The organism is Pseudomonas sp. IAC-BECa141, assembly GCF_020544405.1.
Taxonomy (GTDB): Bacteria; Pseudomonadota; Gammaproteobacteria; order Pseudomonadales; family Pseudomonadaceae; genus Aquipseudomonas.
Genome location: NZ_CP065410.1, coordinates 1,645,644 through 1,658,930 on the forward strand (window position 1 = coordinate 1,645,644; position 13,287 = coordinate 1,658,930).

Below are 13,287 nucleotides of genomic sequence, written 5' to 3' on the forward strand. Positions count from 1 at the left end.
GGGTAAGTCATGAGAATATTTGGCGGGCGGCTTGAACGTCTTTCTGTAAAAGACGCGTTGAGTATTCTGATGGTCATGCCAGCCATTTCCATTTCCAGCGGCGGCATACTGGCAGCCACCATTGTCGATAACACGACGCTGAATATCGATTCGACGACAACGCCGATCGATTATCTGGTGCGTAACAACGCAGTGTTGAATGTCAATGGTGCCACCACCCAGTCAATTACCATTCGATCCGGATCGACACTGACCATCAATGGCGCCACGGTCGTCAGCAATCCTGGCGTCGAAGGCATTCTGGTCACCAGCAGCCGGGGCACCATCAACCAGGCCAATGTGACCAGCGACGACATCGGTCTGGCCGTCAACCGTTCTTCGATTGCCGCTGGCGGCTCTACTGTGGATGTTTCCAACAGTCAGATCCGTGGTGATGTTTTCGGCGCGCAAGTCACGGGGCTCAGCACTTTGTCGCTGGCCAATACGCAAGTGACCGGTACTGGCAGCAATGGCATTGGTGCGAATCTTCTTGGCGGCGCGTTGAACGCCTCCGCCGGGACGGTCATCACCGGTCAGGCGACAGGCGTGCGCATGGTCAACGATACGGCCAATGTCGGCGCCCGTACGCTCTCGCTGGATAACGCCACTGTTCAAGGCATCAACGGATCTGCAGTTCTGGTTGATCGCGGGACCAATGCAACCATCAACCTGTCGAACGGCGCCCGGCTGCTTGCCGGGAACAATAATCTGCTCGACGTCCAGGGTGCCTCCACCGCCGCCATGACCGTCGCCAACAGCGAGTTGCAGGGCAACATCAACATCGCCGGCAACAGCACCGGCAACCTGACCTTCGATCAAGGCCGGATGACCGGCGATGTGCTGGTCGAAAACGGTTCGACCGCCAACGTCACCCTGCAGAACAGTTCGCAGTTCACCGGCCGTCTCGACAAGGTCAATGCCGTGACCGTCAACAGTGGTGCGATCTGGACCCTGACGGGCAACGACACCGTAGGAACGCTCGCGATGAATGGCGGGACGGTTCGCTTTGGTGCGCAGGATGTGCCGAATACCTTTTACCAGTTGAACGTCGGTACGCTGGCCGGCTCGCCCGATGGTTCCAGCACTTTCGCCATGAAGGGCAACTTCGCCACGGGGCAGCATGACTTCCTCAACGTCACCGGTGTGGCGACCGGGCAGTTCGGTTTGCTGGTGGCGGCGTCCGGTCTGGACGCAGTCAATCCACAGCAACTGACCCTGGTGCACACCGCCGCTGGCGATGCGCAATTTGCTTTGACAGGCGGGCGAGTGGATCTCGGCACCTGGTCCTATGACCTGGCCCAGCGACCGGTTGGAACCGGCGGCACTGAATGGTTCCTCGATCCGACCACCCAGGTGATCAGCCCTGGTGCCAGTGCGGTGCTGGCCCTGTTCAACTCTCCGATCACCCTGTTGTACGGAGAAGCCAGTTCACTGCGCAGCCGCATGGGTGAGTTGCGCTTCAACGGTGGCCAGCCGGGCGCCTGGGCACGCACCTATGGCAATCAGTACAACGTGTCAGAAAGCTCCGGTGTGGCGTACAGGCAGAACCAGCAAGGGCTTTCCCTCGGAGCTGATGCCCGGGTGAATGACAGCGATGTTCTGGTGGGCGTGATGGGGGGCTACAGTCAATCGGACCTGAATCTTGAACACGGTACTTCAGGCACGGTCAAGAGTTACTACTTCGGGCCTTACGTGACGTGGATGGACCGCGACACCGGCTACTACGTTGATGGCGTGCTGAAATTCAACCGCTTTCGCAATGAGGCCAAGGTTGGAATGAGTGACGGCACGCGTGCCAAGGGCGATTACGATAACTGGGGTTTCAGTGCATCGGTTGAGGCTGGTCGTCACATCAAGTTGAGCAACGATTACTTCATCGAACCTTTCGCGCAGTTTTCAGCCGCGCAGATCCAGGGCAAACGCTTCAGCCTGGACAACGACATGCAGGCCGATGGCGATCGCACTCGCTCATTCCTGGGCAAGGCTGGCGCCACGTTCGGGCGCAATTTTGATATCGGCAACGGTGCTGTGGCGCAACCTTATGCGCGCGCGGCCATTGCCCATGAGTTCGCCAATAACAACAAGGTCAAGGTCAACGAAAACAACGTATTCAACAATGACTTGTCAGGTTCCCGGGCGGAGTTTGGTGCGGGGGTGGCGGTGGCCCTGTCGGAGAAGTGGCAGGTGCATGTCGATCTGGACTATTCCAATGGGGAGCATATTGAGCAGCCGTTTGGGGTGAGTCTTGGGGGGCGGTACAGCTTTTAACTACTGTTTGGTAAAGGGAAGGTGTTTCGTAATCAGCGAGATACCCTAACGGCCGCTGCTCTGTCGATGAGCAGCGGCCTTGTCATTTCAGTTAATTGGTTTTGCCTGATGCCGTTGGACACTCTTTGCGCAAGAGTGTCCAGGAACGATGCTTAAGGTTTGATGCCAACTCCAAGTTGGATTGTGATAGCCATGTGGTGATTTTCCGCTCCGGTTACCAGATTTTTACAGTGATAAAACGGGTTGGGGTTGATAGGCACAGGCCTTTCCTCCCACGTCCAATACATTCCGTTACCCAATGGCCAGCGGCCTCCATAAGCGCTGTGTATTTCCCGTAACTCGCCCAACGAAGGCACCCTTGCTCCCTGGTTACGAGCAGCGTCCATAATGTGCGACCACCAATTACTACCCAGCGCGATACATTGGATGACGCCTGTCACGGTTACGGTATAGCTCTTTGTCTGGTTGGCGGCATCCGTGACTGTAATCCTTGTTGTACCTAGTCCCCTGACGGTTACCAGACCGTTGCCGCCATCAACATGAGCCACCGCGGTGTTTTCGGAGGAATACCGATAACTGGGTTGGCCTCCAGACGCTTGATGTTGAACGGAGGTTCCCGGACCGAAAGCTGGAAGGGTCTGCGGGCTGCCGGGAATCAGGTAGATCTTGCCGCTCAACGTCACCGGGCTTGTGTTGAAATTCAGTGGTGGAATCGGCGAGTTGACGGTGAAGGTTCGTGCGTTTGACGTTTGTCCGGTCGTTACAGCCCGTGCGGTGATGGTATGTCCACCCAGTCCTACTGCCAGCGTAGTGGTCCAAATACCGGTGCTCAGAGCAGTCGTATTGTGTTTTGGCGTGCCTCCATCGTAGATCTGGACCTGATGCAGAGGCGTTACCCGACCTTGCAACGCGACTGAAGTGTCTGTGGTCGCTCCATTGTTCTGCAGTTCACCACGGGAGTCTCTTACTGAATCGAGCGACGGAGCGGTGTGAACTTCGACGGTCAGTGTCCGTGCCCCCGAAGTCTGACCCGCGCCATACAGTGCTTTGGCGGTGAAGCTGTGCGCTGCCACGCTCAGGCCCGTAAGGTCCTTGGTCCAGATGCCGGTCGATGGGTCCGCTGTGGCGTTGCCCTTGCTGGCGGCGCCGTCGAAGATCTCCACCTGCTCGCCCTTGCTGGCGCTGCCCGTCAGTTTCACGGTTGTGTCGACGGTGGTGCCGCGATCTGGAATCACGGTGCCTTTGGAATCCTGGGCATTGGTGATGGTGGGGGCCACCACCGCAGTCACGGTCAGTGTCCGTGCCCCCGAAGTCTGACCCGCGCCATACAGTGCTTTGGCGGTGAAGCTGTGCGCTGCCACGCTCAGGCCCGTAAGGTCCTTGGTCCAGATGCCGGTCGATGGGTCCGCTGTGGCGTTGCCCTTGCTGGCGGCGCCGTCGAAGATCTCCACCTGCTCGCCCTTGCTGGCGCTGCCCGTCAGTTTCACGGTTGTGTCGACGGTGGTGCCGCGATCTGGAATCACGGTGCCTTTGGAATCCTGGGCATTGGTGATGGTGGGGGCCACCACCGCAGTCACGGTCAGTGTCCGTGCCCCCGAAGTCTGACCCGCGCCATACAGTGCTTTGGCGGTGAAGCTGTGCGCTGCCACGCTCAGGCCCGTAAGGTCCTTGGTCCAGATGCCGGTCGATGGGTCCGCTGTGGCGTTGCCCTTGCTGGCGGCGCCGTCGAAGATCTCCACCTGCTCGCCCTTGCTGGCGCTGCCCGTCAGTTTCACGGTTGTGTCGACGGTGGTGCCGCGATCTGGAATCACGGTGCCTTTGGAATCCTGGGCATTGGTGATGGTGGGGGCCACCACCGCAGTCACGGTCAGTGTCCGTGCCCCCGAAGTCTGACCCGCGCCATACAGTGCTTTGGCGGTGAAGCTGTGCGTTGCCACGCTCAGGCCCGTAAGGTCCTTGGTCCAGATGCCGGTCGATGGGTCCGCTGTGGCGTTGCCCTTGCTGGCGGCGCCGTCGAAGATCTCCACCTGCTCGCCCTCGCTGGCGCTGCCCGTCAGTTTCACGGTTGTGTCGACGGTGGTGCCGCGATCTGGAATCACGGTGCCTTTGGAATCCTGGGCATTGGTGATGGTGGGTGGCACCGCCGCCTTCACCGTAAAGGCCCGTATCAGGCTGGAAACCGGGTCCGCTGCATATAGAGCGTGAGCTGTAATGTGATAATCCTTGATCTGGAGGTTGAGCAGGGTCTTGCTCCAGATGCCATCAACCCCAACGTCAACATTGCCGTGCGAGGTGGAGCCATCGAAAATCTCGACCTTCTCATCCCGGGTCGCGGTGCCTTTGATGGTGACCTGCTCAAAGAAGGTTTCGCCGCCCTCTGTAACCTCCCCATTGGCGTCAGTCACATGGGTGATCTTCGGCGTCAGCCAGTCGTACCGGGTTCTGATCGTCAGCGATAATTTCGGGAACTCAATCGCATTGACTTCCTGATTGGTGCCATCAAACGAGACTTTGCAAATCACGTTTGCCGGTGTGGAATGCCCCAGTTTCATCAACTCGCTTCTGAGCAGCACTTCATTCAGCCCGCTGCTGACCTGCGCCGGCGTGATCTCGACGCCATCGAGCATCCGGATGACGTGGTCGCTGCCCGCTGCTGTCTTGCCTTCCAGCCTCAGCCAAATGCGTTGCTTGAGTGCGATGTAATGCCACTTGGATACGAGCGTGTTGGCATCGCCACTGAACGTCATCAGGTCGAGAATCTGGTTGGCTGACTGACGCACTTGTGGGCGAGGCAGATCGTTCTCGGGGTCGTCGAATCCCGTTACTCTCAGGCCCAACGACTCTGATTCTGTCTCGTGGCCATAGCGGCGCACGAAGTACTTCACGTCCACAGTTTTGTTGATATTTGGACCGATAATCGTCAGGGGAAGGTGAAAGTTCACGCTACCACTGCTGTGCCCGGGCAGCTCAAGATCTGTTGATGTACCAGCGCCTGGAGTGCCGATCCAATGTAGGGGAATGATATCGAGGGCCGGATCCATAGTGTCGTAGCTGACGTTGACATCAACACCATTCAGCCCATCCATTGCTTTTAGTATGGCGTTCGGTGCCTGTTTGACTTGTGGCGGTGGCAATTCACCTACGAGCGACCCGATCAGCAGGTCGAGTACGGCGGAGTGACTGTATAAACCTGTGGTCGCGTGCTTTAGCGAGTAACGCACCTTGACGTACTGCCCGATATTGCGAGTGACATATTCCGCAGGCACCCTGAAACGCAGCGGTTTACCGGCGCTCAGCGAGGTGATGGGCACCCAGTCGCTGATGCTGCCGAACGGATGGGTCGCTTGCCAATACCAGGTCACGATGTCGTCTTTTTGCGTCGGCGGATTTTCGATGAATATGTGGACGACATCGAAGACTTTGGATGGGTCGAGCACATCTGGATTTTTGCCGGCTTCCTCCACCTCGGGCCTGCGCAGTGTCGCGGTGACGCCTTGTACCCTGACCAACAGATGCTCTGAATCACTGATGCCGTAGAACTCCGGTTTGTCATTGGACACGGTATACCAAAGATCGAGACGGCCGTTGTCGAGCACGTTGATGTGCTCTGCGCCGACGTCAACAGTGAAAAAGCCTTCTTTTGCCTCGTTGTCACTGACGGCATGAGTGAACTCATGGACATAGGGCTGACCGTTGGACTTTTCACCTATCCAGTGACCGGCGACCAGATCGCCATTGGCAATGGCTGCGTACCCGATTCGCACCGTGGCGTAAGGCCTGTGCGGCTCGAGTATGTCGCCCAGCAACTCGAGAATCGTCGGTGCGTCCGGCATTGAAACGTCACCCACCACGTCGGCAAATTCGCGTTTGGAGGATAGCGGCGGACTTCCGTCCGCTTTCGTCAGCACGTAGGAGGCATCAGCCCGGCCCATGGCGATGGCGCGGACTTGCGCGTACGGCACCTCGAATGGCAAGACACTCGGGATGCTTTCCACCAGTTTGGTTTCGGTGTGAATCAACGGCTTGCCAGTAAAAGGGGTGCCGATCCAGGTCATTTCAATTGAATCTTTCAGCGCGAAATCTGAGCCCGCGATAGGGACCTGGACCGTGACGTTCTCCTTATTCAAGTTGATGATGGTGATGATCCCATTAACCGATTCCTTGATGATCGGGGCTTGCAGCCGCCAGGCGCCGGCGTCGACGGCAATCCGAGTGCGTTTGGAGTGCCGGGAAGACCAGTTCCATACTTCATCGTGAGGGTCGTACTTGATTTCCAGCGTCGGGCTGTCGCCACCGGCCAGAATGTCTTCCTGTTTGGCGACGATCACGATGGGGTCCTTGCCCTCTGCCTGAGCTTGTGTAACAAGGTGCGGCGCCAGGGTATGGCTGCCCCAGCGCATCAGAATCGTGTCTCGCAGTGTGATTTCCGGGTAGGCACGAACAGTCAGCGGAATGCCTTTTTTCGCCCACTCGGCGTCGATCACTCCCTGATCGATGATTTCCTGCGGCAGTTGCGCGATGTGCAGTTCGGAGTGCCCGTCGGGTAGATGGGGTTCCCTGTCTCGGCCACCGGGGCTGGTGAGTTTGATCCGAAACAGTGACAACACAGAGGGATCGTCCGGCGCGGTTTCGCCAAACCGGGTCAACTCATAAAAGCATTCATGCAGACCGGGAAAGAACAGCGCTTTGGGCAGATAAAAGAACAGGTGCTTGTCTTTTTCCCCCGCTTCAACCATTCGGGTGAACACCGGGACATCGTCCCAGTAAACAATATTTTTATCTCCTTCCAGCATGTCGAGGTACGCCACAATTACGCACAACACGCCATTGGCGCTTTCCTCGACCGCTGCAATATTGATCCCGCCATCGGCATCCACGACTGGCGCGACTGCGCCGCTGATCTGCATGGGCCGAAGCGCCCTTGTGACGGGCTGATTGAGATCGGGAAACAGAAGCAGGCTTTTGGTGGGCATGACGAAACTCCTGAACGAGCACGCAATGGAATCGCAGACGGTTTTTTATTGAACCTGAGGGGAGGAGGGAGGGGTACTGTCAGATCTGACAGGTGCGCAGGTTTTTTAGACCAGCGGTCGCTGAGCGCTCAGCGTTTGTGCAGGGTTTTCTGTCGCAGAATGTAGACCGTCACCAGCACCGCACTGGTCAACATGAACCCGCGCGCCCACGGCAGCGGCACCAGGTAGCATGAGAACAGAATGCTCGCCCACATCAGCCCGATCGCGTAGACCTTGCCCTTGAGCGGAATGCCGTTGCCATTGAGGTAGTCGCGGATCCATGGCCCGAGCCGGGGATGCTCGACCAGCCATTGATAGAAACGCGGAGAGCTGCGGGCGAAGCAGGCAGCTGCCAGCAGCAGGAAGGGAGTCGTGGGGAGAACAGGCAGGAAGATCCCGATCACCCCCAATGCCACGCTGAGCCAGCCGGTGGCCAGCAGGATGTAGCGCAACATCAGGGGGCGCTTGCCTATGGGGTTGTCCATAGGCCGGATCTTAGTGGTGACGTGGCTTGAGGATCGCCGGTTTTTCGTCAGGTGCCTGGCACAGCAGGTACAGCGCGGTCAGGGCTTCTGGAATCTGCACGATCATGTCGTCCATCAGGTTGGCGTCCCTGGCAATATCTTCGAACTCGGGCTGTTCGTCGAACAGGCCCGAACCGACCATGATCGGCAGGAGCATTTCGCTGACTTCTTCTTCGGCGGTTTCGAACCAGGCCGCTTCGCGCAGGAACACGCCTTCCATGAAGCCGATGCACCAGCCGCGCAGCTCTGAGTCGTCCGGGTCGTCGCCCAGGTCCAGTTCGCACGGCAGCTCGAATTCTTCATCCGACGCCAGTTGGCGGGCGATGTGAGCTTTCAGGCCGATCAGCGTGGCTTCGATCTCTTCACGCTGGGCTTCGCTGCTGTAGTGCGGCTCTTCGGCGAACAGGGCGTCGATCCACTCACGATCCGGCACCACATCGGCGCAGATCGACAGAGCAGTCAGGTAACCGTGTGCGGCCACGTAGTCCAGCGCCTCTTCATGCAGCTCGTCGGCGTCGAGGAAGACTTGCAGGCGGGTTAGTTGCTCGGCGAAGGACATTAAAGGGCTACCTTGGGGGAATAAACAATGCGGGAATTCTAGGCCTTCTTGAGCCCTCAAGCCAGCCGCACGGCAGATTTGCCCGCACAAGCTTCTTATCGGCGGTGCCCTTTGCCGGGGAGGGCTCGGGTATACTGCCGCGCTTTGCGATCCCTGCCGGTGTCGCGGCTGAATCCGTACGGCGTCATGCAATGCGCCCTTACGTTTTGTTTAAAGCAGCCTCGGCTGTCTTGAACCAGCCTGTGCAGGGATGTTTCGGTGGATTTTTGGAGTTTTTATGCTCGAACAGGCTCAACGCGTCCTCAAGGACATCTTCGGCTACGACAGTTTCCGTGGCCGTCAGGGTGCAATCATTGAGCGCGTGGCCAGTGGTGGTGATGCCCTTGTCCTGATGCCGACCGGCGGCGGCAAGTCGCTGTGCTTCCAGGTGCCGGCGCTGCTGCGCGACGGCCTGGCGGTGGTGGTGTCGCCGCTGATCGCGCTGATGGACGATCAGGTCGCCACCCTCGAAGAGCTGGGCGTGGCCGCCGCCGCGTTGAACTCCACATTAAGCGCTGAACAACAGCGCGACCTCGCCAACCGGATCAAGCGTGGCGAAGTGAAAATGCTCTATCTGGCGCCGGAGCGTCTGGTGCAGCCGCGGATGCTGTCATTTCTGCAAGGCTTGAACATCGCCCTGTTCGCTATCGACGAAGCGCACTGCGTGTCGCAATGGGGCCACGACTTCCGCCCGGAATACCTGCAACTGGGGCAACTGGCGGAAATGTTCCCCGACGTGCCGCGCATCGCCCTGACTGCCACCGCCGACAAGCGTACCCGGGAAGAAATCGTCACCCGTCTGCATTTGCAGAACGCCGAGCGTTTCCTGTCGAGCTTCGACCGGCCGAACATCTTCTACCGCATCGTGCCCAAGGAGCAGCCGCGCAAGCAGTTGCTGGCGTTCCTCGCCGAGCGGCGCAGCGATGCCGGCATCGTCTACTGCCTGTCACGCAAGAAGGTCGAAGAGGTGGCCGCGTTTCTCACCGAGCAGGGCTTCCCGGCGCTGCCGTACCACGCCGGTCTGCCCAACGATCTGCGCGCCTATCACCAGAAGCGCTTCCTCAACGAGGAAGGCTTGATCATGGTCGCCACCGTGGCGTTCGGCATGGGTATCGACAAGCCTAACGTGCGCTTCGTCGCTCACCTTGATCTGCCCAAATCCCTTGAAGCCTATTACCAGGAAACCGGGCGCGGAGGCCGTGACGGCCTGCCGGCGGACGCGTGGATGGCCTACGGTCTGCAAGACGTGGTGATGCTCAAGCAGATGCTGCAGAACTCCGAGGGCGACGAACGCCATAAGCGTCTGGAGCAGCACAAACTCGACGCCATGCTCTCGCTCTGCGAAGAAACCCGCTGCCGCCGTCAGGCACTGCTGGCGTATTTCGACGAAGACATGCCCGAGCCATGTGGCCACTGCGACAACTGTATCGACGGCGTGCAGACCTGGGACGCCACCGAGCCTGCGCGTCAGGCGCTGTCGGCGATCTACCGCACCGGGCAGCGTTACGGCGTCGGCCATCTGGTGGACGTGTTGCTGGGCAAAGACAACGAAAAGGTTCGCAGCTTCGGCCATCAGCACCTGTCTGTGTTCGGCGTGGGCAAGGCGCTGGGGGAGAGCGAATGGCGTTCGCTGTTCCGCCAATTGGTCGCCCGTGGCCTGGCGGACGTCGATCATGAAGGCTACGGCGGGCTGCGTTTGAGCGACACCTGCCGGCCGCTGCTCAAGGGCGAAGTGAGCCTGGAGCTGCGCCGCGACCTCAAGCCACAAATCACCGCCAAGAGCGGCAGCAAGAGCCAGGCCAGCCAGCTCGTGCGTGGCGAAGAGCGCGAACAGTGGGAAGCGTTGCGTGCCCTGCGGCGCAAACTGGCGGAAGAACACGGCGTGCCGCCGTACGTCATCTTCCCCGACTCGACCCTGCTGGAAATGCTCCGCAGCCAGCCGACCTCGCTGGCCGACATGGCCCGGGTCAGCGGCGTCGGTGCGCGCAAGCTGGAGCGTTACGGCGAAGCTTTCCTCGAAGTGCTCGGCGGCGAGGCCGAGGCACCGAAAGTCGTGGCCGACGTGCGCCACGAACTGATCACTCTGGCCCGCGCCGGCATGACACCGTTGCAGATTTCCGGTCAGTTGCAGTGCTCGGAAAAAAACGTCTACGCCATGCTCGCCGAAGCCATCGGCAAGCAGCAGTTGTCGCTGGAACAGGCGCTGGATTTGCCGGAAGACCTGATGGGTGAAGTCCAGGACGCATTCCTGGACGGCGAAGGCGAACTGCCGTCCGTCGCCGAAGTGGCCGAGCTGTTTGCCGGTCGTGTACCGGAAGGCGTGCTGTACTGCGTGCGGGCTGCGCTGCAATCGGAGTTTGAAATGTAAGAGGGCGTTTGTGCCAACCCTCATGCGGTTGTAACGATTCAGTACGGGGCGCCTCTTGCCTATAGGCAAATGTCATGCTTAGCTGACTAATAATTAGTTTTTCTCTATTTGTTCAGTCTAATCATGAGTGTTTTATGCCGTTAACCGATCAACACCGTTTTGGCATGCAATTGGCCCAGATGTCCCGAGGCTGGCGTGCCGAACTGGATCGCCGGCTGGCCGGCCTGGGTTTGTCCCAGGCGCGCTGGCTGGTGCTGCTGCATCTGGCGCGTTTCGAAGAGGCGCCGACCCAACGTGAGCTGGCGCAAAGCGTCGGCGTCGAAGGACCGACCCTGGCCCGTCTGCTCGACAGCCTGGAAAGCCAGGGACTGGTGCAACGCCAGTCTGTAATGGAAGACCGCCGGGCAAAGAAAATCGTGTTGTGCTCACCGGCCCTGCCGCTGATCGAACAGATTGAAACCATCGCCACGCAACTGCGCAAGGAATTGTTCGAGGGTATCGATGAGGCCGACATGAAGGTGTGCATGCGGGTTCACGGGCACATTCTGGCCAACCTGGAAAAGTCTTGAGGCATAACCGCGTGCCGTTTTTTTGAGAGATCGCGCTGGGCGGACTATAAGAACTACTGGGCAATATCGTGTTCGTACCGGATGTGCGAACGCATAGAAGTCGGTTTTGCTTATTTAAGGGATGCTCATGCTCGGAAGTCGGCACGTGGTACTGCGTTGCACCAACTCACTGTTGGTGGCCGGTGTTCTCACCTGGTCCACCGCATCATTGGCGTTGGGGCTCGGTGACATCACCGTGCATTCGGCCCTCAATCAACCACTCAAGGCTGACATCGCCCTGGTGGATGTCGGGGCCGTCAGCGAAAGCGATCTGGCGATCCGTCTGGCCTCGGCGGACGAATTTGGCCGCGCCGGCATCGAACGCGTGTTCTTTCTCAATGACCTCAAGTTCACCCCGATTCTGCGCGGCAATCGCAACATGATCCGGGTGACCTCCAGTAAACCGGTCAATGAACCCTTTCTGAATTTCCTGGTGCAACTCGATCAGCCCAATGGCCACCTGCTGCGCGAATACATCGTGCTGATCGACCCGCCGGGTTCACCGGGAATAGTCCCGGCCACCGACGAGCCGACTGCGCGTGCGCAATCGTCGGAATTCCCGACCCCCGAGTCTCCCTCCGCAACGACGCCGGCCAAACCTGCTGCACCCGTGCAGCCACCGGCCCCGGTCGCTGACGCGCAGGCCGAGCAATTGGCGGCGAGCCTTGTGCAGAACCAGCAACTGCAAAAAACCATCGATGAATTGAACGTGAAGCTTCAGGCCCAGGCAGTGCTGATCGCTGACGGCAAGAAACAGCTCGGCGAGCTGCAGGCCCGTCTGATTGAAGTGCAACAGGCACCACCGGCACCCGCAACACCCGTGGTGCCTGTGCCGGCGCCGGTCATTGCCCCGGTCGAGTCTCAGGAGGATTTACTCAACTGGCCGCTGCTCGGCGGATTGTTGCTGGTCCTGGGATTATCGGTGGCAGGGCTGTACGTGCGCCGGCAACGCCAGCAGGCGCAAGGGACTGCTGCGCCGTTGCCGTTCCTGCCGGTACGAAACGAACTCCCGGTCGACGACACCGAACCAATGCAGCCGAGTGCCGTGCACAGTGCGGTCGAACATCGCGAAGACCACGCCAACGGCGATGTGCTGGAAGCGGTCGGCATTTATCTGGCCTACGGTCGCTTGAGCGAGGCTGCCGGTTTATTGCGTGATGCATTGCAGCGGGAGCCGGAGCGCATTGACCTCGGCGTGCAGTTGCTCGAAGTGCTGGGGCGGCAAGGCGACTCGCCGGCCTATGACGAGCAGGAAGCCCGTCTGCGTCAGCTCGGGGTCGAGGATCAGCGCTTGCAGGAGATTCGCGCCCGCTACCCGAAACTGGTCAGCGCCGCACCTTTGGTGGCGGCGGCCCCGGTGATTGCCGAGCTGCCGATCGAATCCTCCGGGCCTGTCGAACCGGTAGTCGAAGACAATTTCGAACTGAATCTGGACCAGCTCTCGATGGCCTCCAGTTGGGATCTTGAGGAAGCTCGCCCGGCCAGCGCCGAACCTGAGCAGGCTCCATCGACGCTGGGCTCCGATCTGCAGGTATTGCCACAGGATTTCGAACTGCCGGAAACCCTGCCCGACGATGCCGAAACCGCTGAACTGGAATGGATCGTCGAACCAGAAACGCAGCCGCTGGACGAGGACTTTCTCAACGAGTTTGGCGATCCCGGCCCAGCGCTCTCCCTGGAGCCACTGGAACTGCAAGCCCCGGAACCCGAACCCTCGGACGCCGAGAACGCCGGCAAACTCGAACAGGCCCAGACCTGCATCGATGACGGCGATATCGATAGCGCCATTGCCTTGCTCAACGAACTGCTCAAAGAGGCTGACGAACCTCTCAAGCAAACGGCGCGCACGCTGTTGGCCGGGATTCGCTGA

At 59.5% G+C, this 13,287-nt stretch carries 7 protein-coding genes; 4 read left to right on the top strand and 3 right to left on the bottom strand.

Translation table 11 applies throughout. The features are described 5' to 3' along the window. Window positions 1–9 precede the first annotated feature (9 nt). Complete coding sequence (locus I5961_RS07440) at window positions 10–2,307, top strand: autotransporter outer membrane beta-barrel domain-containing protein (RefSeq protein WP_227234801.1); 2,298 nt, start codon at window positions 10–12, stop codon at window positions 2,305–2,307. Between the two features lie 152 nt (window positions 2,308–2,459). Here the strand turns inward: I5961_RS07440 and I5961_RS07445 are convergent, their stop codons facing one another. The 3 genes from I5961_RS07445 to I5961_RS07455 form a co-directional block, all read right to left on the bottom strand. Continuing rightward, window positions 2,460–7,280 (bottom strand): Ig-like domain repeat protein, encoded by a 4,821-nt coding sequence (locus tag I5961_RS07445; RefSeq protein WP_227234802.1) that lies wholly within the window; start codon window positions 7,278–7,280, stop codon window positions 2,460–2,462. A gap of 128 nt (window positions 7,281–7,408) precedes the next feature. Continuing rightward, a complete protein-coding gene (locus I5961_RS07450; protein WP_227234804.1) occupies window positions 7,409–7,804 on the bottom strand; it encodes a YbaN family protein in 396 nt (131 codons plus the stop codon). Between the two features lie 10 nt (window positions 7,805–7,814). After that, window positions 7,815–8,402, bottom strand: a complete 588-nt coding sequence (locus I5961_RS07455) for a YecA family protein (RefSeq protein ID WP_085605689.1) — start codon at window positions 8,400–8,402, stop codon at window positions 7,815–7,817. 277 nt (window positions 8,403–8,679) lie between these two features. On the opposite strand from I5961_RS07455, the gene recQ reads away from it, so the two are divergent. The 3 genes from recQ (at window position 8,680) to I5961_RS07470 (ending at window position 13,287) form a co-directional block, all read left to right on the top strand. Then, the gene (gene recQ / locus I5961_RS07460; protein WP_085703315.1) at window positions 8,680–10,809 is read left to right on the top strand and encodes a DNA helicase RecQ; all 2,130 of its coding nucleotides are present in this window, start codon (window positions 8,680–8,682) and stop codon (window positions 10,807–10,809) included. 134 nt (window positions 10,810–10,943) lie between these two features. Then, window positions 10,944–11,378, top strand: a complete 435-nt coding sequence (locus I5961_RS07465) for a MarR family transcriptional regulator (RefSeq protein ID WP_085683049.1) — start codon at window positions 10,944–10,946, stop codon at window positions 11,376–11,378. A 127-nt stretch (window positions 11,379–11,505) separates the two neighbouring features. Then, complete coding sequence (locus I5961_RS07470; protein WP_085703394.1) at window positions 11,506–13,287, top strand: FimV/HubP family polar landmark protein; 1,782 nt, start codon at window positions 11,506–11,508, stop codon at window positions 13,285–13,287.